The organism is Nonomuraea africana, assembly GCF_014873535.1.
GTDB lineage: Bacteria > Actinomycetota > Actinomycetes > Streptosporangiales > Streptosporangiaceae > Nonomuraea > Nonomuraea africana.
The window spans coordinates 1,576,649-1,599,750 of the sequence record NZ_JADBEF010000001.1; the positions used below are offsets into that span (position 1 = coordinate 1,576,649).

The following is a 23,102-nucleotide window of genomic DNA, read 5'->3' on the forward strand; positions in this document are numbered from 1 at the left end:
CAGCCTGCAAGGCGCAGGGGCGCCGTCCGTGGATCAGCCGCAGTGGCTCCAGCCGCTCTTCCAGCTGAGCGTGCCCCAGCTGCCGCCCCAGATGACGCACTTCTTGACCGCCGCCAGCCGGACCGGCCCCGCGTACGCGGTGAACTTGCCCGGGTTGGCGCCGCTGGCGCCGCCCTTCACCTGGAGGATGGCGTTCATCGACACCTTGGCGGGCACCTCGTACTTCGACATGGTGACCACGCAGTTCTTCCCCGCGCTGGTGTTGTACAGCAGGTAGATCGTGGCCTTGGTGCTCAGCGCGTGCGAGTTGATCACCTTGTACCCGGAGCCGCAGACCGTCGTCGCCCGGTACGGGTTCAGCTTCGGCGTGGGCTTGGGTGTCGGCTTCGGCGCCACCGTCGGCTTCGGCGCAGCTGTCGGCTTCGCGGTCGGCTTGGTGCTCGGCTTAGAGGAGTGGCCGTAGTAGTCGCCGGTGGTCGGCTCCATCAGACCCGTGGGCTCGGGCTCGGGGTCCACCAGGCCCGTGTTCTTGGTGGGCTTGACCTTGGGCGTGGAGGGCTTGGCCGTCGACGCCGTCGGCCGGGTCACCGGGGGTGCGACCGTGGTGTGCGGCACGGAGACCGCCGGTTCTTCGGCCTTCTTGGACTTGGTCGCCTTCGGCGTCGGAGAGTCGTCGATCAGCTCGGGCGTCAGCGTCGGATCGATCGGCGGGTCGACGGGCGCCTCGGTGGAGGCCGCCGCGGGATCGGTCGCGGGGTCGGCGGCGGCCGAGGTGGCCGGGCCGTTCGCGGCGACCAGCTCGGCGGTGGTCTTCTTGCCCGCCTGCGCCCACACGACGGTGCCGGCGAGCACGAGCGCACCCGCCGCCGCGGCCGAGATCGCGATGGTCAGGGTACGGCGGCGCGTGGCCGAGCCGGCCGTACCGCCCGAGGGCGGACGCTGGCCGGGGACATGGGTCCCGGGAAAGCCGTGCGGACCGGGAACCGGGCCGCCGGGCGCGCCGGGAGCACCCGGCTGGCCGGGAACGGGCCCGCCGGGAACCTGGGGCCTCGGGCCGCCGGGAGCGCCGGGGACGGGACCGCCCTGCGGTGCCGCGGCCGGACGGGCGCCTGGGTGCGGGAACGGGGGAGGGAGCTGGCTGCCGGTCTGGTGGACGGCGACCGGGCTCTCACCGGTCTGCTGGCCGGTCAGGCGGGCGATCAGCTGTTCGGCGGTCGGGCGCAGCGCGGGGTCCTTCGACAGGCAGGCCTCGACCAGCCCGCCGAGCACCCCTTCGAGCCCGCCGATCTCCGGCTCCTCGTTGAGGATCCGGTTCATGACCACCGGGATGGAGTCGGAGCCGAACGCGGGCTTGCCCGTGGCGGCGAACACCATCGTGACGCCCCACGCGAACACGTCCGCGGCCTCCGACACCGGGGCGCCGCTCAGCTGCTCGGGCGCGAGGTAGGCAGGCGTCCCCATCGCCATGCCCGTGGCCGTCGCGCCGGGGGAGTCGAGCGCCCGCGCGATGCCGAAGTCGATCACGACCGGGCCCTCGGGGCCCATCAGCACGTTGGCGGGCTTGAAGTCGCGGTGCAGGATGCCCGCGCGGTGGATGGCCGCCAGTGCGGTGGCCGTGCTGATCGCGAGGCGTTCGAGTGCCGCTCCCCTGCGCGGCCCTTCCCTGTCGACCAGTTGCCGCAGCGAGGGCCCCGGCACGTAGTCGGTCACGATGTACGGCCGGCTGCCCTCGAGATCGGCGTGCAGCACGGGCGCGGTGCAGAACCTGGCCACCCGTTGCGCCACCGCCACTTCGCGCAGGAACCGCGTCCTGGCGTCGGCGTCGGCCACCAGCGCGTTGTGCAGGAGCTTGACCGCCACCTGCTCGCCCGCCTGCCCCTTGGCCAGGTAGACCACACCCTGTCCGCCCTCGCCGAGCCTGGCGACGATCTCGAACGCACCCAGCCGTCGCGGGTCGTCCGCCGCCAACGGCTGAAACTGAGTCACGTCGAACCCCCGGTTATTTCGTGATAGGTGGGGCAAAACGCTATCAGTGTGGCCGGTGTGTCGTCCCACCGGTTTCACGATATGTCCGTATCGCAATGGTCTTGGCGTATTCCGCCGACCCCGTGTCGGCCTCTACGTCGGAGGTCACGCCCTCGTGGACGATGAGGACCTGGGAGGCGCCGCGCGGGCCGTCGCGGCGATGCCCGCCATCCACGCGGCGTCCAGCTCGCGGAAGCGCGGACCGAGGCGGACCTCCCCGTCGTGGGTGAACGTGATGCACGAGGGCGTGTCCACGCCGAAGGTCGGCCAGGGATCTCCTGAAGGGCGCGGGCGAGCGAGGACGTGCCCAGAGCTCTATCCGCCGTTCAGCATGATGACGGTCAAATCGCCTTCCCCGGGTTGAGGATGCCGAGCGGGTCGAAGACCCGCTTGATGCCCTTCTGTATTTCGTCCACGACGGGCCCCGACTCCAGCGCGAGCCAGCGCCGCTTCAGCAGCCCCACCCCGTGCTCGCCGGTCAGCGTGCCGCCCAGGTCGAGGGCGGCCTTGAACACCTCGTCGGCCGCCGCCCACACGTTGGCGGGCGGCTCCACGGTGCCGTGGTCGAAGATGAACACCGGGTGCAGGTTGCCGTCGCCCGCGTGGGCGACCGTGCAGATCATCACGTCGTGCCTGGCGGCCGCCGCCTCGATGGCGGAGATCATGTCGGGCAGCGCCGAGCGCGGCACGCACACGTCCTCCACCAGGCAGGCGCCGAGGCGCTCCTTGGCCTGGTAGGCCATGCGCCTGATGCCGATGAGGTCCTCGGTCTCCTCGGGCGTCGAGGACACCGCCACGAAGGAGGCGCCGTTCGCCTCGCACAGCTCCCGCATCATCTCCGCCATCGCCTGGCCGTCGGAGGCGTCGGACTGGCCGATCAGCATGGCCTGGGTGGAGTCCTCCAGGCCGATGTTGCGCCAGTCGTCGATGGCCTTCAGCGTCGCCCGGTCCAGCAGCTCCATGAGGGACGGCTGGCAGCCCGCCGCGATGATCGCCGAGACGGCCGCGGCGGCGTCGCGCAGGGAGCCGAACTCCGCGGCGATCGTCGCGGGCGGCGCGACCGGCGCGCGGCGCAGCCGTACGGTGGCCGAGGTGATGACGCCGAGCGTGCCCTCCGAGCCCACGAACAGGCCGGTCAGGTCGTAGCCCGTCACGCCCTTGACCGTGCGGCGGCCGGTGTTCAGGATCCGGCCGTCGGCCAGCACGACCTCGAGGCCGAGCGCGGAGTCGCGGGTCACGCCGTACTTCACGCAGCGCAGTCCGCCGGCGTTGGTCGCCAGGTTCCCGCCGATGGTGGAGATCTCGTAGGACGACGGGTCGGGCGCGTACATCAGCCCGTGCTCCCGCGCCGCCCGGTCGAGGTCGGCGGTGATCACGCCCGGCTCGACCACGGCGATCTCGTCGGCCGGGTTCAGCTCGCGGATCGCCGTCATCCTCGCCAGCGACAGCACGATCGACCCCTCGCTGGCGGTCGCCGCGCCCGCGAGGCCGGTGCCCGCTCCGCGCGGCACCACCGGCACCCGGTGCTCGGTGGCCCAGCGCATCGTCGTCACCACCTCCTCGCGGGTGGTGGCCAGAACCACCCCCAGAGCCTTGCCCGGCTCGAGGAACGTGCGGTCGCGCGCGTAGGAGTCGACCACGTCGGGGTCGGTCAGCACCCTTCCCTCGGGAAGAGCCTTCACAAGTGCGTCAATCACGCTGTGGACTCTACGACCCGATTTGCGGGATCCGCACGCCAGGGCCACACTGCCCGGATGGATCTGTCCTGTCCGGAGTGCGGCCTTGCTGACAGGGTGGCGTCGGTGCCGGGGGTCGTGGCCGACGGAACGAGTTTCCGCCTCGGGCGCGCGAGCATGCCGAAGGAGCGGGCCGTCGTCGACCTGCCGGCCGCCTCGCTGATCGGCACCAGGAAGCACGCGATGACCAGGACGCAGCTCGCGGTGTGGCTCTCCTTCCCCGCCAGGCACGAGGTGCCGCGCGCGCGGCACCAGGGCTACGTCATGCTCGGCTTCGCCGCCCTCGCGCACGTCGTGCTGGCGCTGACGCTGGCGATGAGCGAGCAGACGAACCTGCTCATGGACCTGCTGGCGCCGTTCTGCGTGACCGGGGTCTTCTGGTGGTTCGGGCTGCTGTTCGTCGTCGGCGCGCACGGCGCGCGCCGGCGCGACCAGGCCGAGGCGTCCGCTCGCGAGCAGGCGCTGCTGGTGTGGCAGGAGCTCTACCACTGTCCGCGCGACAACGTGGCCTTCGAGCCGGGCGTGGGTCTCGCCTTCCATCCCAGCGAGACGCGGGAGTACATCTTCGGCTTCAGGTACGGCAGACGCCGTCCCCTCTAGCCGGATACAGTCCGGTCCATGGCACTTGGGGTGGTGAGAATCAGGCACGTGAAGCTGCCCGTGACCGACCTCCGGCGCAGCGTCGCCTGGTACACGTCCCTGCTCGACCTCGAGGTCGCGGCCGAGTTCGCCGAGCAGGGCACGGTCAGGGGCGTTCAGCTCTCGGCGGCCGACGGCGGCTTCGCGATCGCGCTGAGGGAGCGGGCGTTCTGCGCGAGCACGCCCGACCTCGACGGGTTCGACGCGTTCGCCCTGGAGGTGGAGTCGGTGGCGGCGCTGCACGAGCTGGCCGCGCGGTGCGAGCGGCTCGCGATCGCCTGCGGTGGCGTCCAGGACAGAGGTGAGTACGGCGCGAACCTCGACATCCCCGATCCCGACGGGAGCGTGCTGCGCTTCCTGGCCGGCAACGTGATCGGGCCGGGCGCCTTCCTCGGGGTCGACCTCGACGGCGAGGGCAGACCCTCGATCTACGCCGAACCGAAGCTCCCCGTCTAGCCGTCGCCGTTGTCCCCGCCCGCCGGGGTGACCGGAGCGGGCGGGGAGGGCGGCTCAGCCCTGGGAGAGCAGCTTCTCGGTGGCGACGAGGCGGACGCAGACGGTCAGGCCGGTGATCGCCTCCTCCAACTCCTCCAGGTCGGGGTAGGTGGGGGCGATGCGGATCGTGCGGTCGGCGGGGTCGTCGCCGTACGGGTGGGTGGCGCCTGCGGGAGTGAGCGCGATGCCGGCGGCCTTGGCCTTGGCCACGACCTCCTTGGCGCACCCCTCGGGGACGTCGAGGCTGATGAAGTAGCCGCCCGAGGGGGCCGTCCAACCAGCCAGCCCGGTGCCGCCGAGCTCCTTGGTGAGGATCCTGTCGACGGCCTCGAACTTCGGCCACACCAGCTCGGCGTGCCTGCGCATGTGCGCGGCCACGCCCTCGGCGTCGCGCAGGAACTCCACATGGCGCAGCTGGTTCATCTTGTCGGGGCCGATGCTCTGCTTGGACAGGTTGCCCAGGTACCAGGCGACGTTGGCGGGGGAGCCGCCGAAGAAGGCCACACCGCTTCCCGCGAGGGTCACCTTGGAGGTGGAGCCGAAGACGAAGGCGCGGTCGGCGTTGCCGTACTCCGCGCAGAGGGCGAGCAGGTCGGCGAGCTCGGCGTGCTCGTCGGTGAGGTGGTGGATCGCGTAGGCGTTGTCCCAGAAGATCCGGAAGTCGGGCGCGGCGGTGGTCATCGCGGCCAGGCGGCGCACGGTCTCGTCGCCGTAGGTGACGCCGGAGGGGTTGCTGTACTTCGGGACGCACCAGATGCCCTTGACCCTCGGGTCGTCGGCGACCAGCCGCTCGACGACGTCCATGTCGGGGCCCTCGGCGGTCATCGGCACCTGCACCATCGTGATGCCGAACCGCTCGCACAGCGCGAAGTGCCTGTCGTAGCCGGGCACGGGGCACAGGAAGACGATCTCCTGCTCGTCCGCCCAGCGGCGCGCCGCGCCCGGCAGCACGCTGAGCAGCGAGAAGACGATGGTGTCGTGCATCATCGCCAGGCTGGAGTTGCCTCCGGCGAGCAGTTGCGCCGCGGGGACCTGCAGCAGGTCGGCGAACAGCTCGCGGATCTCGGCCAGGCCCTGCAGGTTGCCGTAGTTGCGGCAGTCGGTGCCGTCGGCGGCCAGGTGCGTCGAGGGCAGGGCGGTCATCCTGGCGGACAGATCGAGCTGGTGCGGCGAGGGCTTGCCCCTGGTCAGATCGAGCTTCAGGCCTCGCCTGACGAGAGCGTCGTAGTCACGGGCGGCCAGGTCGCGCTGGGCGGTCAGCTCGGTCACGGGGATGTTCCTTCCTGAGACTGGGACATGACGAGGATAGTGGGCCCGGCCGGGGGAACCGTCGGCAGACAGCGCTTTCGCGCGAGTCCTCGAGTCAGCGCTTCAGCCGCCACAGGCTCGTCACCTCCGCGGCCCTCGCCCGGTGCAGGGGATCGGCGCCGTCACGGGCCCGCGGATGCCTGGGCGCGATGTCCAGGCGGCCCGCGACCCGCAGTCCCGCCTCGGCGAAGGAGGTCAGCAGCTCCTGCCTGCTGTGCAGGCCGAGGTGCTCGGCGAGGTCCGACAGGATCAGCCAGCCCTCGCCGTCCGGTTCGAGGTGGTGGGTCAGCTCGCCGAGGAAGCCGCGGAGCATCCGGCCCTCTGGGTCGTAGACGGCCTGGTCGCGCCGGGTGCCGGGCCGTACGGGCAGCCACGGGGGATTGCACACCACCAGCGGCGCGCGGCCCTCGGGGAACAGGTCGCGCCTGGCCACCTCGACCCGGCCGGACAGGCCGAGGCGCGAGAGGTTGTCGCGGGCGCACGCGACGGCCCGCTCGTCGAGGTCGGTGGCCACCACGCGCTCGACGCCTCTCCTGGCCAGCAGCGCGGCCAGCACGCCGGTGCCGGTGCCGATGTCGAAGGCGGCCGTGCGCGCCGGCAGCGGCGCGCGGGCCACCAGGTCGACGTATTCTCCGCGGACCGGGGAGAAGACGCCGTAGTGCGGGTGGATGCGCGCGCCGAGCGCGGGCACCGCCACGCCCTTCCTGCGCCACTCGTGCGCGCCGATCACGCCGAGCAGCTCGGTGAGCGGGACGAGCGTGGGCCCCTCGGCCGGGCCGTACGCCTCCAGGCAGGCACGCCGTACGTCGGGGGCCCTGCGCAGCGGCACGGTCAGCTCCTCCGACAGCGGCACCAGCAGCCTGCCCAGTAGCACGGCCTTCCTGGCGCGGGCCTGCCGGTAGGCGTGGAAGTCGGCCGGCGGCGGCTGCCTGTCGGCCCTGCGGGCCAGCGCGCGCAGGAGCTGTCTGGCGTTGTGGAAGTCGCCGCGCCACACCAGCGCGACACCCTCACGGGCCAGGCGATGGGCGGTGTCGGCTCGCGTCGTGTCGTCGGCGGCGACCAGGCGCGACGGCGGCGGCTCGGGTGAGCGCCACCCTGCCGACAGTTCGCGGCCTGCTTCGTTCCAGTGGACGTCGGGCACCGTGTGCTCCTCTTGATCGAACGGGACTGTCGATGAAGAGCACTTCGACGTGGAGGGGGTGGGCTAGCGGGTCTCGGACCTCCACGAGGAAGCGCGAGCCGCGGCGTCGCCGAGAACGCAGCCGAGAACGGCGAACGACATGATCAACCTCCTTGGAGTCACCCCATGCTAGCCCCCTGGACGATCGCCCTTCCCGGTCAGTGCCCGTGCCCCTGGCCGTGGCCATGACCATGACCGACGAGCGCGGCGGGCCTGCCGGACGGCACCAGCCCGAGCGCCACCACCCCCGCCACCGCCGCGGCCCCCGCGCACCAGGCCAGCGTCGTGCCGAAACCGCCGACCGCCAGGCTGGAGACCACCGCCACCCCGATCGAGCCGCCCAGCTCGTGGAAGGTGTTGACGACCCCCGAGGCCACCCCCGCCTCGCCCCGCGGCACGTTGGCCATGGTCGTCGCCGTGGCGGCGACGAAGGCGGGCCCGATGCCGAAGGCGGCGAGCACGAAACCGGGCAGCAGCGTGGTGTAGACGCCGGCCTCGGGCGAGACGCGGGTCATGAGGGCGGCGCCCGCCGCGGTCAGCAGGAAGGCGCCGACGGCCACGGGCCGCCCGCCGATCCGGCCGATGAGGCGTCCGCCGAGGTGCGCGCCGAGCGTGATGGAGATCGCGACGGGCAGGAACAGCAGCCCCGTCTCCAGCGCGCCGAAGCGCAGTTCCTGCTGCAGGTAGAGCGAGCTGACGAAGAACAGCCCGAGCATCAGCCCGGTTGCCATGAGCATGACGAACACGCCGGACAGCACCGGCCGCCTGGCCATCGTCTCGGCGCGCATGAGCGGCGCCTCGGCCACCCGCTCGACCCACACGAAGGCCGCGTACAGCGCCGCGGAGGCGGCCAGCCAGACGCCCGCCGTACCCCAGCCCGAGTCTCCGGCGGCGACCAGGCCGTAGATGAGCAGCCCGGTCGCGGCGGTGACCAGCAGGGCGCCCGGCACGTCGAGCGGACGGCGCCCCGAGGGGGCGGCGGCGGGCACGACGGAGGGCAGCGCCGCCATGACCGCCAGCCCGACCGGCACGTTGACGAAGAACGCCCACTCCCAGCCGGGACCCGCGGTGAGCAGGCCGCCGACCAGCACGCCGACCGCGGCGCCGGTGCCGCCGATCGCCGCCCAGACCGCCAGCGCCCTGGTGCGGCGCTCGCCGTGGAAGATCGTGGTGATGGTGGCCAGCGCGGCGGGCGACAGCAGCGCCGCGCCGACGCCCTGCAGCGCGCGTCCCGCGATGAGCGTCGCGCCGTCGGGGGCGAGGCCGCACAGCAGCGAGGCCGACGTGAACAGGGCGAGCCCTGTCAGCAGCACGCGCCGGGCGCCGAAGGCGTCGGCGAGACGTCCGCCGAGCACCATCAGCCCGCCGAAGCACAGCGTGTAGGTGGTGACGACCCAGGTCAGCGCCTCGCGGTCGAGGCCGAGGCCGGCGCCGATGGACGGCAGCGCGACCTGGACGACCGTGATGTCGATGATCAGGATGAACTGGGCCAGGCAGAGCAGGACCAGCAGCATGTTCCCTCCCCAATAACTCGTACAGTAGTGTTCGAGTTATGAGGCAAGCATACGGAAGCGGGGTATGTCTACTTTTATTGAGTGACGAGCAGGGAACGCAGGGTCTCGGTCAGCACCCCGGCCGCCTCCTCGCGCGGCAGCCGGCCCGCCTCGATCTCGCCCGCCGCCGTGTGCAGCACCGCGAGGAACGTGCTGACCAGCCACGACAGCGGCAGATCGGTGCGGAAGGCGCCTTCGTCCCTGCCTCGCCCGATGAGCCGCTCGACCCTGGCGAGCGGGCCGCTGTGCCGTTCGCGGATGCGCTCGCCGGGCAGCGCACGGTCGGCGGCCACGAACAGGCGGCTGTGCCTGTCGAGGATCTCCCAGGAGGAGGTGACCAGCCGTTCCAGCGCCTCGGCCGCGGGCAGCCCGTCGAGGTCGAGCCCCGACAGCACCTGCTCGGCCTGGTCGACCGCGCGCTCGAGGACGGCGTCGACCAGCGACTCCCTGGAGGGGAAGTGGCCGTAGAGGGTGACCCTGCCGACGCCCGCCGCCTTGGCGATCTCCGCGACGCTCGCGCCCGGGTCGGCGCTCAGCAGGCGGGTGGCCGTGGCCAGGATCGCGGCGATGTTGCGCTCGGCGTCCGCCCTGCGCGGCGGCGTGGTCTTCCCCATGGTCAAACTCTAGAACCCGGACGTACGCTCCCTGGATGTCCCCAGAATCGCCATCAGAGTCTGGCCGAACGAGCGTCCCCGCTACCTCGCGATCCTCGTCCACGGGTACGGCGAGCACCTCGGCCGCTACGAGCACGTGGCCGCCGCCCTCGTGGCGCACGGCGCGGCCGTCTACGGCCCCGACCACCGGGGCCACGGGCTGTCGCAGGGAGAGCGCGTGCTGATCGAGGACTTCGAGGACGTCGTCACCGACGTGCACGCCGTCGCCGAGCGCGCGAGGGCCGAGCACCCGGGCGTGCCGGTCGTCGTCATCGGCCACTCCATGGGCGGCCTGATCGCCACCCGCTACGCCCAGCGGTACGGCCCGTCCCTGGCCGCGCTGGTCCTGTCGGGCCCCGTCATCGGCAGATGGGAGGCGATCGACCTGCTGCTCACGCTGGAGGAGATGCCTGACATCCCCATCGACCCCGCCACCCTCTCCCGCGACCTCACGGTCGGCGCGGCCTACGCCGCCGACACCCTCGTCTGGCACGGCCCCTTCAAACGCCCGACGGTCGAGGCCTTCGCCGCCACGATGGAGGAGATCGCCAAGGCGGGCTCCCTCGGAGCGCTGCCCACGCTGTGGATCCACGGCGCCGACGACCGGCTCGTGCCGCTGGAGGGCAGCAGGAGGGGCATCGAGGCGGTCAGGGGGGACGACCTGACCGAGCGGATCTACCCGGGCGCCCGCCACGAGGTGTTCAACGAGACCAACAAGGAGGAGGTGCTGGCCGAGGTCACCGCCTTCGTCGACAGGGTCCTGGGCTGACGCGGACCGGCGGCTCGGCCCAGCGAAACGATTACAGCTCGCGCACGATCGCGCGGATCTCGGGCAGTGCCGCGACCAGCGCGGACAGTGGCGTCCGGTAGGCGAGGGCGCTGACGCTGACCGCGCCGCTCGGCCTGGTCGGAGAGGTCAGGAACGCTGGAACGGCCACGCAGGTGACGCCCTCCTCGTTCTCCTGGTCGTCCACGGCGTAGCCGCGCTCGCGCACGGCCGCGAGCTCCGCCGCCAGCTCCCCGGCGCTCACCTTGGTGCGCGGGGTGCGCCGCTCCAGCGGGCCGCCGGCCGCCCACGCGGCCACCGCCGCGTCGTCGGGCAGCGCCCAGGCCAGCAGCAGCTTGCCGACGCCGGTGTTGTGCGCGGGGTTGCGCCCGCCGACCGTGGAGGTGAGCCGCACCGGCCCCGACGGCGGGTCGACCTTCGCCCGGTAGACGACCTCGCGGCCGTCGAGCACGGCGTAGTGCGCGGTCTCGCCGAACCTCGCGGCCAGCCGCTCCAGCGCGGGCCGGATCCTGACGTGGTCGGGGCGCGCCTCGTGGTGGGCGAAGGCGAGCCTGAGGAAGTCGTCGCCCAGCACGTAGCGGCCCCTGCCGTCCTGGCCGGCGAACCCGGCGCGGCGCAGCGCGGCCAGCGCCCGGTGCGCGGTCGGCTTGGGACTGCCGACCGCCTTGGCCATCTCCTCCAGGCCGATGCCCTCGGGGTGCTCGGCCAGCACCCGCAGCACCACGAGCACCCGGTCGGAGCCGACGAGCCGGTCTTCTCCTCGGGCCGTTTCGGGGCTAGAGTCGATCACGTTCCGAATGTTAGATCAGTGTTCCGGTTAATGGAAGAAGCGCATGCGTAGTTCGCACTGGTACGCAGGAACCGATCGAAACGCCTACATTCACCGCGCCTGGATGCGCCGCGGCCTGCCCCGGGAGGCCTTCGAGGGCGACCGGCCGCACATCGCGATCGCCAACACCGCCTCCGACCTCACCCCGTGCAACGCCCACCTCGACGAGGTCGCCACCAGCGTCAAGCAGGGCATCTGGGAGGCGGGCGGCGTCCCGCTGAACCTGCCGGTCATGTCACTCGGCGAGACCAACGTCAGGCCGACCGCCATGCTCTGGCGCAACCTGGCCGCCATGGCGACCGAGGAGATGCTGCGCGCCAACCCCATCGACGGCGTGGTCCTGCTCGGCGGCTGCGACAAGACGATCCCCTCGCTGCTCATGGCCGCCGCCTCGGTCGACCTGCCCGCCGTCATCGTGCCCGGCGGCCCGATGCTGACGGGGCACTTCCGCGGCGTGCCCCTCGGCTGCGGCACCGACGTGTGGCGCCTCAGCGAGGAGGTGCGGGCAGGGACGCTGTCGAGGGAGGCCTTCCTGCGCTCGGAGTCGGCGATGATCCGCAGCAAGGGCCACTGCAACACGATGGGCACCGCCTCCACGATGGCGTGCGTCGCCGAGGCGCTCGGCATGACCATCCCCGGTACGGCAGGCACCCCCGCCCCCGACAGCAGGCTGCTGGAGCGGGCCCACGAGACCGGACGGCTCGCGGTCGAGCTGGTCGCCGAGGACAGGACTCCGAGCAGGGTGCTCACCCGCGCCTCCTTCCACAACGCGATCGTCACGCTGGCCGCGATCGGCGGCTCCACGAACGCGGTCGTGCACCTGCTGGCCATCGCCGGACGGCTCGGCGTCGAGCTGACCCTCGACGACTTCGACCGCATCGGGTCGGGAGTGCCGCTGCTGGTCGACCTCCAGCCCGCGGGGCGGCACCTGATGGACGACCTGTTCAGGGCGGGCGGGCTGCTCGCCGTGCTGAAGGAGGTGGGCGACCTGCTCGACCCCTCCGCGCCGACCGTCACGGGCGAGCCGCTGACCGCGTACCTGGACGCGGCGGAGATCTGGGACGACACCGTCATCAGGCGCAGGTCGGCGCCGCTGCTGGCGGACGCGGGCATCGCCGTCCTGCGCGGCAACCTCGCCCCGCGCGGCGCGGTCATCAAGCCCGCCGCCGCCTCGCCCGGACTGCTGCGGCACCGCGGCAGGGCGGTGGTCTTCGACAGCGTCGAGGACCTCAACGCCAGGCTCGACTCGCCCGACCTCGACGTGGACGAGACCAGCGTGCTCATCCTGCGCGGCTGCGGCCCCCGCGGCTACCCGGGGATGCCCGAGGTCGGCAACCTGCCCCTGCCGCGCAGGCTGCTGGAGAAGGGCGTGCGCGACATGGTGCGTGTCAGCGACGCCAGGATGAGCGGCACCGCCTACGGCACCGTCGTCCTGCACACCGCGCCGGAGGCGGCCGTCGGCGGGCCGCTCGCGCTGGTGCGCACCGGGGACCCGATCGTCCTCGACGTGCCCGCGCGCAGGCTCGACATCGACCTCCCCCAGCGGGAGCTGTCGGGCAGGACACCGGTGACCACCGGGTTCGCCGAACCGGCCAGGGGCTGGCAGCGCCTCTACATCGACCACGTCCTGCAGGCCGACCAGGGCGCGGACCTCGACTTCCTGGTCGGCTCCAGCGGCCACGAGGTGAGCAGGGAGTCGCACTGAGCGCACCCGCCGTCGCCGGGCAGAGCGATCCATGGAGAAATCCGTGGTTACGGCTTTCGATACGGCGGGCATGGGCGTGAAATGGGAGTGACCGGGGTCACACCCAGCGTGGAGGGAGCTGCCGTGACGACTGTTCGCGAGACCTCGCTCGAACAGGTCAGGCGCCGACGCACCGGCACCGTCGTCGCCGCCTGGCTGTCGACGACCGACCACAAGGTCATCGGCTACCTCTACCTGATCACCTCGTTCGCGTTCTTCCTCATCGCGGGCGTCATGGCCATGGTCATCCGGGCCGAACTCGCCCAGCCCGGCCTCGAGTTCGTCAGCCAGCAGCAGTACAACGCCCTGTTCACCATGCACGGGACGATCATGCTGCTGCTCTTCGCCACCCCGCTGTTCGCCGGGTTCGCCAACGTCATCATGCCGCTGCAGATCGGCGCGCCCGACGTCGCCTTCCCCCGGCTGAACGCCGTCGCGTACTGGCTGTTCCTGTTCGGCGGCATCATCGTGCTGGGCGGGTTCGCCACTCCGGGCGGCGCGGCGGACTTCGGCTGGTTCGGCTACGCGCCGCTGTCCACCGCGACGTTCTCGCCCAGCATGGGCGGCGACCTGTGGATCATGGGGCTGGCGCTGGCCGGTCTCGGCACGATCCTGGGCAGCGTCAACTTCATCACCACGATCATCTGCATGCGCGCTCCCGGCATGACGATGTTCAGGATGCCGCTGTTCACCTGGAACACGCTGCTGACCAGCATGATGGTGCTCATGGCCTTCCCCGTGCTGGCCGCCGCGCTGCTGGCCCTCGAGTCCGACCGCAAGTTCGGCACCCACATCTACGACCCGGCGACGGGCGGGCCGCTGCTGTGGCAGCACCTGTTCTGGTTCTTCGGCCACCCCGAGGTCTACATCATCGCGCTGCCGTTCTTCGGGATCATCACCGAGGTGATCCCGGTCTTCAGCCGCAAGCCCATCTTCGGCTACATCGGCCTGGTCGCCGCCACGATCACCATCGCGGGCCTGTCGATGACGGTGTGGGCGCACCACATGTTCGCCACGGGGCAGGTGCTGCTGCCCTTCTTCTCGTTCATGACGTTCCTGATCGCGGTGCCGACAGGGGTGAAGTTCTTCAACTGGATCGGCACGATGTGGCGGGGCCATCTCAGCTTCGAGACGCCCATGCTGTTCGCGATCGGCTTCCTGGTGACCTTCCTGCTCGGCGGGCTGACCGGGATCATCCTCGCCTCTCCGCCGCTCGACTTCCACATCAGCGACACCTACTTCGTCGTCGCGCACTTCCACTACGTGGTCTTCGGCACCGTGGTGTTCGCGATGTTCTCGGGGTTCTACTTCTGGTGGCCGAAGATGACCGGGCGGATGCTCGACGACCGCCTGGGCAAGGTGCACTTCTGGTCGCTGTTCATCGGCTTCCACACCACCTTCCTCGTCCAGCACTGGCTGGGGATGGCGGGCTTCCCCCGCAGGTACGCCGACTACAGCGCGGGCGACGGCTTCACCACCCTGAACCTGATCTCCTCGGTCGGCGCGTTCCTGCTCGGGGTGTCCACGCTGCCGTTCCTCTACAACGTGTGGAAGACCGCGCGCAGGGCGCCCAGAGTCACGGTCGACGACCCGTGGGGCTTCGCCAACAGCCTCGAATGGGCCACCTCGTGCCCGCCGCCCCGGCACAACTTCGTGTTCATCCCGCAGATCAGGTCCGAACGGCCCGCCTTCGACCTGCACTATCCGCGGGCGGTCCAGCCGGACGACACCGTGACCGGCGCGCCGACCGAACTCGACGCCGTCGGCGGCGAGGAGCACAAGACCTCAGGAGAGGGGCCGCCGGCGGGCTGAGCCGGTGAGGGGGTTTCGGAAACCCGCTCCCGGTGCTTACGTGGAAGGGACGATTCGCCAATCAAGGGAGGTCGGCGATGACAGGCACACGCACCCCCTTCGCACCCGAGATCGCACCCTGCGGCAGGCAGTGCGGTGGTGAGCGGTTCGTCGAGGACGACGGCTACGGCCTGCTCATCAGGGACCAGTACTTCGACTGCGGCTGCCGCAGGATCCGCCACGAGTACCACGACGGCAGCATCCATCTGACAGCCGTGCGCCACGACGGCAAGCCCGTCAGAGACCAGGTCCAGCCCGACCACGGGAGCTGAGGCATGATCGACGTGCTCATCGTCGGGGGAGGAGGGGCCGGTCTCCGGGCGGCCATCGCGGTCGCCGAGACCGACCCGTCGATGACGGTGGCGGTGGTGTCGAAGGTCTACCCCATGCGCAGCCACACGGTCTCCGCCGAGGGCGGCGCCGCGGGCGTCATCGCCGACGGCGACACGCTCGACGAGCACGCCTACGACACCATCTCCGGCGGCGACTGGCTGTGCGACCAGGACGCGGTCGAGGCGTTCGTGGCCGAGGCGCCGCGCGAGCTGATGCGCCTGGAGCACTGGGGCTGCCCCTGGAGCAGGGAGCGCGACGGGCGCGTCGCGGTGCGGCCCTTCGGCGGGATGAAGCGGATGCGCACCTGGTACGCCGCCGACAAGACCGGCTTCCACCTGCTCCACACCCTGTTCCAGACCACGCTGAAGTACCGGGAGATCGTTAGGTACGACGAGTGGTACGTCACCCGGCTCATCGTCGACGACGGACGCGTCCACGGCGTCGTCGCGGTCGAGATCAGGACGGGCAGGGTCGAGGCGATCGCGGCCAGGACCGTCATCCTGGCCACCGGCGGGTGCGGGCGCGTCTTCCCCTTCACCACCAACGCCGCCATCAAGACCGGCGACGGCATGGCACTGGCCTACCGGGCGGGCGCGCCGCTCAAGGACATGGAGTTCGTTCAGTACCACCCGACCGGCCTGCCGTTCACCGGCATCCTCATCACCGAGGCGGCCAGGGCGGAGGGCGGCTGGCTGATCAACAAGGACGGCTACCGCTACCTGCAGGACTACGACCTCGGGCAGCCCACGCAGACCCCGAAGCTGCGCAGCATGGAGCTCGGCCCCCGCGACCGGCTCTCGCAGGCCTTCGTCGCCGAGCAGAACAAGGGGCGGACGGTCGAGACGCCCTACGGCCCCGTCGTCTACCTCGACCTGCGCCACCTCGGCGAGGCCAAGATCGACTCCCGCATCCCGTTCGTGCGGGAGCTGTGCCGCAGCTACCAGAACCTCGACCCCGCCACCGACCTGATCCCGGTCCGGCCCGTCGTGCACTACATGATGGGCGGCGTCCACACCGACCTCGCCGGCGCGACCCCGGTCGCCGGACTGTTCGCGGCGGGGGAGACGGCCTGCGTGAGCATCAACGGCGCCAACCGCCTGGGCTCCAACTCGCTGCCGGAGATCCTGGTCTTCGGCGCCCGCGCCGGGGCGGCGGCCGCCGCGTTCGCGCGGGAGCACCGCGACGGCGAGGCGGCCGCCGTCCGCAGCCAGGGCGCCGACGAGCAGCGGAGGCTGCGCCGCATCCTGGAGGGCGGCGGCACCGGGCCGAGGATCGCCGACCTGCGCGAGGAGATGCAGCACACGCTGGAGGGCGCGGCGGGGATCTACCGCACTCACGACACCCTCGCCAAGGCGGTGGACACACTGGCGACGCTGCGGGAGCGGGCGGTGGACGCCCGGGTGGACGACCAGAGCGCGACCTTCAACACCGAGCTGATCTCGCTGGTGGAGCTGCACGCGATGCTCGACGTCGCCGAGACGATCGTCGCCAGCGCGCTGAACAGGACCGAGTCGCGCGGCGCGCACCAGCGTCTCGACTTCCCCGCCCGCGACGACGAGCGCTTCCTGGCCCACTCGCTGGTCCACCGCGCCCCCTCGGGGACCCCCTCGGTCGGGCTCCTGCCCGTCGCCCTCACCCGCTGGCCGCCGGGCGAGAGGATCTACGGCCGTGACTGATCTCGTACGGAGGTGCGGGCGATGAGCACCAAGGCGACAAGGGCGGCACGGTCCACCGGCGGCGAACGCACGATCACACTGGAGATCAGCCGCTTCCGCCCGGAACAGGACACCGAGCCCGTCTTCGAGACCTTCGACGTGCCGCTGCGCGACGACTGGGCCGTCCTCGACGGCCTCAACCACGTCAAGGACCAGCTGGACGGCTCGCTGTCGTTCCGCTGGTCGTGCCGGATGGGCGTCTGCGGCTCCTGCGGCATGAACGTCAACGGCAAACCCAGGCTCACCTGCGGCACCTTCCTCACCGAGTTCGGCGCCGGCCCGGTCAGGATCGAGCCGCTCAAGGGCTTCCCGGTGATCCGCGACCTGGTCGTGGAGATCGACGACTTCCTGGCCAAGCTCTCCCACGTCCGGCCCTGGCTGATCAGGGAGGGCGAGGAGCTGCCGCTGACCGCCGAGTACGCCCAGACGCCCGAGCAGCTCGAGGCCTACAAGCAGTACTCGATGTGCATCAACTGCATGCTGTGCTACTCGGCCTGCCCGGTGTACGTGCTCAACCCCGACTTCCTCGGCCCGGCCGCGATCGCTCTCGCGCAGCGCTACAACCTCGACTCGCGTGACCAGGGCGACCGGCTCGACCTGCTCAACACCGACGAGGGCGTGTGGGGCTGCACGTTCGTGGGCGAGTGCACGAGCGCCTGCCCCAAGCACGTCGATCCGGCCGAGGCGATCCAGCGCTTCAAGGTCACCGCCGCCATGCGTTCGGTCCTGCCCTGGGGGCGGCGATGACGGGCCCGGCCAGGACCTACCGGCCCCCACGCGACCGGATCTGGTTCCTGCGCTCCAGGGCCTACACGCTCTTCGTGGCCAGGGAGTTGACCAGCGTCTTCGTCGCCTGGACGATCGCCTATCTGGTGCTGCTCGTGGCCGCCGTGCTGGGCGGCACGCTCGCGGACTTCACCGCCCTCGCCGGCCGGCCCTGGATGATCGCGCTCAACGTGGTCGCGCTGGCCGCGACCGCCTTCCACTCGGTCACCTTCCTCAACCTCGCGCCCAAGGCCACGGTCGTCAGGCTCGATGGCTGGCGGGTGCCCGCGTTCATGATCCAGGGCGGCAACCACACCGCCTGGCTGCTGGTCTCGGCCGTGCTGTTCTGGGTGGTGACCCGATGAGGCGCACGCCGGAGCCGTACTTGTGGTTGCTGTTCAGCGGCGGCGGCGTGGTCGCCGCGCTGCTGCTGCCGGTGCTGGTGCTGCTGTTCGGGGTGCTCATGCCGCTGGGCGTGCTCGACTGGCCGTCGCAGGCGGAGCTGGCCGCCCTCCTCGACCCCCTTCTCGTACGGCTGGCGCTGCTCGCGGTGGTCGTGCTCTGCCTCTTCCACGCCGCGCACCGGATCCGCTTCACCAGCGAGGAGATCCTCGGCCTCGCCAGGTTCGACCTGGTCATCGCCCCCCTCTGCTACGGCGCGGCCGTCGCGGGCGGGGTCGTGGCCGCCCTGCTGCTGTTCTGACATACCGCTTTTGACAAAGCGCGGAATGATCTCCGGTTTCGCGCCTAACGTCCGCACTGCACGACCTCTGAGGCCATTCACCCGGTAGATCCCGGGGAGAGAGGGAATGTGGTGCCAAGCGCGAAGCGCCTGCTCGTGGCGCTCCCCCTGGTGGCGCTGGTCGCGGGCGGGCTGCCGGCCGTCCAGGCCGACACCGCCGCCCGCTACGAACCGGCGGCCACCGACCAGTACATCAACTACGTCCCGCCCGCCGAGGGCTTCACCCCCGACGACCCGCCCAGGCCGGGCAGGGACGCGCGGGCCCGCATCCCCGCGCGGAAGCTCGACGCGCAGTTCGCCGGCGGCAATCCGGTGACCGCCAGAGTGCTGGCCGCGCGGGAGGAGCAGGCCGTCAGGACCGGGCGCAACCCCGCCGACTTCATCTTCAAGAAGTCCCGCCGGACGAAGACGGCCAGGCTGCTGACGATCCTGGTGGAGTTCAACGACCGGGCCGGCGACGACTTCTCGGGGTTCCAGCGGCTCAGCGGGCCGAGGAGCGCGCCCGACGACTGCGTCACCGAGCCGCCCGGCACCCGGCTGAACGGCCCCCTGCACAACCGCATCCCCGACCCCGCCACCCTGCCGCACAAGGACGACTTCTCCTTCTGGGTGCCCGACTTCAGCCCCGGCCACTACGACCGGCTGCTCTACTCCAAGCAGGGCCTGACCACCAAGGTCAGGGGCGTCGACCTGTCCGGGCTCACGATGCGGAACATGTACGAGGAGATGTCCAAGGGCGCCTACTCGGTCTCCGGCTCGGCGGTGGGCTGGATCAAGGTCCCGCACTCCGAGGCCTGGTACGGCGCGGCGGCGTGCGGCCAGCCCTACCAGGACATGTCGGGACACCCGGACAACCCGCGCGGGTACGCCCAGCTCCCCGTCGACGCCGTGAACGCGCTCGCCGCCGCCCAGCCGCGCTTCGACTGGTCAAGCTATGACCGCGAGGACCTCGGCGACGCCGACCATGACGGGAACGTCGACGAGCCCGACGGCGTCATCGACCACCTCGTGCTGGTCCACGCGGGCAAGGACAGGTCCATCGACGGCGGTGCCCAGGGCGCCTACGCGTTATGGGCGCACGCCGGCGCGGTCGCGGGCGGCCACCCCGTCCCCGGCACGAAGCTGAAGATCTCCAACTACATCGTGCAGCCCGAGGACGCGGGCGTCGGCGTCTTCGCCCACGAGTACGGCCACGACCTCGGCCTGCCCGACCTCTACGACACCAGCGGCGCCAGTTCGGCTGTGGAGTTCTGGGATCTGATGGCCAGCGGCTCGCACAGCGGCCCCCTCTACCAGTCGATGCCTGCCCACCTGGGCCTCTGGGCCAAGTGGGTGCTCGGCTGGGCCGACCCCGAGATCCTCGACCCCGGCGACAGGACCAGGCACGTGGCGGTCGGGCAGTCCTCGCGCACGCCCCGCCTGACCGAGGACGGCGTCCGGGTCAACCTGACCAGCTCGCCGCTGAAGATGCTCGACCCGCACGGCGGCACGAAGATGTGGTGGTCGGGCATGGACCAGGAGTGGGCGAACGTCACGGTCACCAGGGACCTCACGGTGCCGGCCGGCGGCGACGTGCGGTTCTGGATGTGGAACAGCTACGACATCGAGCCCGGCTACGACTACGGCTTCGTCGAGGTCTCCATCGACGGCGGCGTCACCTGGACCCAGCGCCGGGTGTTCGCCGCGTCGGGCGCCGAGGTCAGCACCCCCGACGGCTACCCCGACCCGCACAAGGCGCTGCGCGGCAGGCGCCACGGACTGACCGGCGCCACCAGCGGCTGGCGGCACGACTACGTCGATCTCACGCCCTTCGCCGGCACCACGGTCAAGCTGCGCCTGCTCTACACCACCGACGCAAGCACCACCGCGCGCGGCTGGTTCGCCGACGACTTCGCCCTCACCAGCGGCGGCGCGACCGTGTGGAGCGACGGCGCGGAACAGGGCGCGGGCGGATGGACGGCCACGGGCGGCACCTTCACCAACACCAGCGGGCAGGGCTGGACGGTCAGCACCGGCTCCCGCGAGATCTCCCGCTTCTACCTGGCCGAATGGCGCAACCTCGACGGCTTCGACAGGGGGCTGGCCCACGCCTACGACACCAGCTACCTGCGCGGCGGCTCGTGGAAGGTGGAACGGCTGCGGTACAACGCGCCGGGGCTGCTGGTGTGGCTGCGCGACTCCACCTACACCAACAACGTGCTGGCCCCGACGCTCATGGAGGGGCCGAGCCTCGGCGTGAAGGGCGGGCTGCTGCTCGTCGACTCGCACTACGAGCCGCTGCGCCGGACGGGGCAGGCGGCGGCCGTGGACCCGAGGGAGCGCAAGAACCTCGACGGGCGGGTGCAGAGCTCGAACGCGGCCTTCTCCTTCGGCAGGACACCACCGTTCAGGGAGTGCCTGGAGGGCGAGCCGTTCACCGAGCACTGCGCCACCTACCCCGCGCTGAAGGGGGTGCCCGCCTTCACCGACGCGAAGACCTGGTACCCGGGGCTGGACCTCGTCGACGGCGCGCTCGACTACCGCGACTTCGACGCCTCGGTGGTGATCCCCGCCAAGGGGCCCTACTCCACCAGGGTCGTCGGCGCCGACGGCAGGCCCGCCACCGACCTGTACGGCACCGAGCTGGGCGGCGGTCACGTCCTCGGCTCGGGCGACCCCGGCGACCAGGCGCTCGGCGTGCGGTTCGGGCTGGTCACCCCGCTGCCGGGCAACGTGGGGGCCATCGTGCGGGTGACCCCGCCGAAGAAGTGATCATGCGCCGCCGGGGCGACCGTCCCGGCGGCCCTACGATGTCATCCATGACCGAGCTCCGCAGCAAGGCCGAGCACACCGAGGCCATTCGCAGGGACCGGCGGATCGCCGTCGTGATCAACACGCGTTCCCGCCGTGGCCGCCGCCACTACTTCGAGGTGCTGGACCAGATCCACGCGCTGGGCTTCGAGCCCTTGGCGGAGTACTCCGTCGTCAACCCCAAGCGGCTGCGCGCCCACCTGGACAAGGCCCTGGAGACCAAGCCCGACCTGCTGGTCGTGGGCGGTGGCGACGGCACGCTGTCCTCGGCGGTGCGCCACGTCGCCCACCGCGACGTGGCGCTGGGCGTGCTGCCGCTCGGCACCACCAACAACTTCGCCCGCAGCCTCGGCCTGCCGCTCGACCTGGCCGGCGCGATCAGGGTCTTCGACACGGGCAAGGTCGCCGACATCGACCTCGGCATGGCGGAGGACCGGCCCTTCGCCAACCTGGCCAGCTTCGGCGTCTCCGTCGAGGTCGCCGGCACCGTCAAGCCGTGGCTCAAGCGCGTCCTCGGCCGCCCCGCCTACCCCCTGACCGCCCTGACGATCCTGCCGGGGCACAAGCCGTTCCGCGCGATCCTCACCGTCGACGGCAAGCGCCACGAGCTCCTCACCGACCAGCTCAACATCGCCAACGGCCGCTTCCACGGCGGCTGGCAGGTGGCCAGGGACATCAGCATCGACAACGGCCTGCTCGTGGCCTACCAGCTCGGCTCCGGCAAGAAGCTGCGGCTGCTCGGCGAGACGCTCGTGCGCGCGACCACCGGCAGGTGGCGCAGCCTGGCGGGCGGGCCGTTCGTGATGGGCCGCGAGATGCTGCTCGAGACCGAGCCGCCGATGGCGGCCGACGTCGACGGCGAGGTACGGCTGCGCACCCCCATCAGGCTGCGCGTGGTGCCGAACGGGCTGCGCGTGATGGTCCCTGCGGACTTCCACGACAGCTGACCGGCCGTCACGCGTGGTCGCGGTACCAGGCGTAGGTTCGGCGGACGCCCTCGAACAGCGGAGTTTCACTTCGGTTCCTCCGCGGTTTCCCGCGGATAGGCTCCGATCATGAGATTCGAGGGCGCCGAGGGGCGGTGGCGCGCCGGGCTCGGGGCGCTGCGGAACGTGGTCAGGCAGGAGCTGGTCACCAGGCAGCTCGACCGTCACCTGCCCAAGGCCCCCGCCCGTGTGCTGGACGCCGGATGCGGTCAGGGCACCCAGGCGCTGCGGATGGCCGAGCGCGGTCACGACGTCACCGGGGTCGACGCCTCGGGCGAGCTGCTCGACCTGATCGAGCCCGGCCGGATCCGCACGATCCGCTCCGACCTGTCGGAGCTGTCGTCGCTGTTCGAGCCCGCCTCCTTCGACGTGGTGCTGTGCCACGGCGTCCTGATGTACCTCGACGACCCGGGCCCGCTCCTCACCGACCTCGCGGCGCTGGTCAGGCCGGGCGGCTTCCTGTCGCTGCTGGTGCGCAACGGCGACGCGCTGGCCATGCGGCCCGGCCTGATGGGCGACTGGCAGGCCGCCCTGCGGGCCTTCGAGGGCACCGGCTACACCAACCGCCTGGGCGTGCGCGCGCGGGCCGACCGCCGCCTCGACCTCACCGCGGCCCTGTCCGCCCGCGGCCTGGAGGTCACCGACTGGTACGGCGTGCGCGTCTTCACCGACCTCGACCAGGGCGGCGCACCCCCTCCCGCCGACCTCGACGCGCTGCTCGCCTGCGAGGAGCGCGCGGGGAGTACGGATCCCTATCGTTCGGTGGCCGCGCTGACCCATCTCATCGGTGGTAGACAGGAGAGATGAAACGTCCCGGCTCCTGGTGCGAAACGCCGCGCCCGCCCCAGCCGTGGTGCGAGCGCCCGTCCCCTCCCGCCCCCTGGTGCGAGAGCGCGGAGTCTCCCGTGCTCAACGTGCTCGACAGGCTGCTGAAGGCCGCCAAGCGCTGAGGTTTCCGTGCCGTGGGGTGG

The 23,102-nt window shown here is 71.6% G+C and carries 21 protein-coding genes; 14 read left to right on the top strand and 7 right to left on the bottom strand.

What is annotated here, in order from left to right; genetic code table 11:
• Positions 1-33: 33 nt before the first annotated feature.
• Together H4W81_RS07180 and H4W81_RS07185 are read right to left on the bottom strand one after the other, a co-directional pair.
• Positions 34-1,986 (bottom strand): serine/threonine-protein kinase, encoded by a 1,953-nt coding sequence (locus H4W81_RS07180; RefSeq protein WP_192774059.1) that lies wholly within the window; start codon positions 1,984-1,986, stop codon positions 34-36.
• A 380-nt stretch (positions 1,987-2,366) separates the two neighbouring features.
• Positions 2,367-3,722: an FAD-binding oxidoreductase gene (locus tag H4W81_RS07185; protein WP_318781578.1), complete on the bottom strand. Its 1,356-nt coding sequence runs from the start codon at positions 3,720-3,722 to the stop codon at positions 2,367-2,369.
• A 57-nt stretch (positions 3,723-3,779) separates the two neighbouring features.
• On the opposite strand from H4W81_RS07185, the gene H4W81_RS07190 reads away from it, so the two are divergent.
• Both H4W81_RS07190 and H4W81_RS07195 read left to right on the top strand, forming a co-directional pair.
• Positions 3,780-4,361: a hypothetical protein gene (locus H4W81_RS07190; RefSeq protein WP_192774060.1), complete on the top strand. Its 582-nt coding sequence runs from the start codon at positions 3,780-3,782 to the stop codon at positions 4,359-4,361.
• Between the two features lie 18 nt (positions 4,362-4,379).
• Positions 4,380-4,856, top strand: coding sequence for a VOC family protein (locus H4W81_RS07195; protein ID WP_192774061.1), 477 nt, complete (start codon positions 4,380-4,382; stop codon positions 4,854-4,856).
• Between the two features lie 54 nt (positions 4,857-4,910).
• Here the strand turns inward: H4W81_RS07195 and H4W81_RS07200 are convergent, their stop codons facing one another.
• The 4 genes from H4W81_RS07200 to H4W81_RS07215 form a co-directional block, all read right to left on the bottom strand.
• On the bottom strand, positions 4,911-6,164 hold the full coding sequence (locus H4W81_RS07200) for an aspartate aminotransferase type Ic (protein ID WP_318781579.1): 1,254 nt from the start codon (positions 6,162-6,164) through the stop codon (positions 4,911-4,913).
• Between the two features lie 94 nt (positions 6,165-6,258).
• Positions 6,259-7,344, bottom strand: coding sequence for a methyltransferase (locus H4W81_RS07205; protein WP_192774062.1), 1,086 nt, complete (start codon positions 7,342-7,344; stop codon positions 6,259-6,261).
• A gap of 197 nt (positions 7,345-7,541) precedes the next feature.
• Positions 7,542-8,897 carry an MFS transporter gene (locus tag H4W81_RS07210; protein WP_192774063.1) on the bottom strand — a complete coding sequence of 452 codons (1,356 nt, stop codon included), beginning with the start codon at positions 8,895-8,897 and terminating at the stop codon, positions 7,542-7,544.
• Between the two features lie 74 nt (positions 8,898-8,971).
• On the bottom strand, positions 8,972-9,550 hold the full coding sequence (locus H4W81_RS07215) for a TetR/AcrR family transcriptional regulator (protein WP_192774064.1): 579 nt from the start codon (positions 9,548-9,550) through the stop codon (positions 8,972-8,974).
• A gap of 31 nt (positions 9,551-9,581) precedes the next feature.
• Here H4W81_RS07215 and H4W81_RS07220 point away from each other — a divergent pair, with 31 nt between their 5' ends.
• Positions 9,582-10,358 (top strand): alpha/beta hydrolase, encoded by a 777-nt coding sequence (locus tag H4W81_RS07220; RefSeq protein ID WP_192780677.1) that lies wholly within the window; start codon positions 9,582-9,584, stop codon positions 10,356-10,358.
• Between the two features lie 31 nt (positions 10,359-10,389).
• On the opposite strand, the gene H4W81_RS07225 is transcribed toward H4W81_RS07220, so the two are convergent.
• Positions 10,390-11,166, bottom strand: a complete 777-nt coding sequence (locus H4W81_RS07225; protein ID WP_192774065.1) for an IclR family transcriptional regulator — start codon at positions 11,164-11,166, stop codon at positions 10,390-10,392.
• 43 nt (positions 11,167-11,209) lie between these two features.
• On the opposite strand from H4W81_RS07225, the gene H4W81_RS07230 reads away from it, so the two are divergent.
• From H4W81_RS07230 to H4W81_RS07280, 11 genes are all read left to right on the top strand, one after another.
• Positions 11,210-12,910, top strand: a complete 1,701-nt coding sequence (locus H4W81_RS07230; RefSeq protein ID WP_192774066.1) for an IlvD/Edd family dehydratase — start codon at positions 11,210-11,212, stop codon at positions 12,908-12,910.
• A gap of 123 nt (positions 12,911-13,033) precedes the next feature.
• A complete protein-coding gene (ctaD, locus tag H4W81_RS07235) occupies positions 13,034-14,761 on the top strand; it encodes an aa3-type cytochrome oxidase subunit I (protein WP_318781580.1) in 1,728 nt (575 codons plus the stop codon).
• Between the two features lie 77 nt (positions 14,762-14,838).
• Complete coding sequence (locus H4W81_RS07240) at positions 14,839-15,072, top strand: hypothetical protein (protein ID WP_192774068.1); 234 nt, start codon at positions 14,839-14,841, stop codon at positions 15,070-15,072.
• A 3-nt stretch (positions 15,073-15,075) separates the two neighbouring features.
• Positions 15,076-16,809: a fumarate reductase (quinol) flavoprotein subunit gene (frdA, locus tag H4W81_RS07245; RefSeq protein ID WP_192774069.1), complete on the top strand. Its 1,734-nt coding sequence runs from the start codon at positions 15,076-15,078 to the stop codon at positions 16,807-16,809.
• A gap of 21 nt (positions 16,810-16,830) precedes the next feature.
• Entirely contained in the window at positions 16,831-17,595 is a 765-nt protein-coding gene (gene sdhB, locus H4W81_RS07250; protein WP_192774070.1) for a succinate dehydrogenase iron-sulfur subunit, read from the top strand.
• Entirely contained in the window at positions 17,592-17,978 is a 387-nt protein-coding gene (locus tag H4W81_RS07255) for a succinate dehydrogenase/fumarate reductase transmembrane subunit (protein WP_192774071.1), read from the top strand. Before sdhB ends, H4W81_RS07255 begins: the two co-directional genes overlap by 4 nt.
• Positions 17,975-18,316: a fumarate reductase subunit FrdD gene (gene frdD, locus H4W81_RS07260; protein ID WP_192774072.1), complete on the top strand. Its 342-nt coding sequence runs from the start codon at positions 17,975-17,977 to the stop codon at positions 18,314-18,316. The genes H4W81_RS07255 and frdD overlap by 4 nt, the downstream gene beginning before the upstream one ends.
• Positions 18,317-18,427: 111 nt before the next feature.
• Positions 18,428-21,106, top strand: a complete 2,679-nt coding sequence (locus H4W81_RS07265; RefSeq protein ID WP_318781581.1) for an immune inhibitor A domain-containing protein — start codon at positions 18,428-18,430, stop codon at positions 21,104-21,106.
• A 47-nt stretch (positions 21,107-21,153) separates the two neighbouring features.
• A complete protein-coding gene (locus H4W81_RS07270; protein ID WP_192774074.1) occupies positions 21,154-22,092 on the top strand; it encodes a diacylglycerol/lipid kinase family protein in 939 nt (312 codons plus the stop codon).
• 108 nt (positions 22,093-22,200) lie between these two features.
• Positions 22,201-22,938: a class I SAM-dependent methyltransferase gene (locus H4W81_RS07275; protein ID WP_192774075.1), complete on the top strand. Its 738-nt coding sequence runs from the start codon at positions 22,201-22,203 to the stop codon at positions 22,936-22,938.
• Positions 22,935-23,081: a hypothetical protein gene (locus H4W81_RS07280; protein WP_192774076.1), complete on the top strand. Its 147-nt coding sequence runs from the start codon at positions 22,935-22,937 to the stop codon at positions 23,079-23,081. Before H4W81_RS07275 ends, H4W81_RS07280 begins: the two co-directional genes overlap by 4 nt.
• Positions 23,082-23,102: the final 21 nt, after the last annotated feature.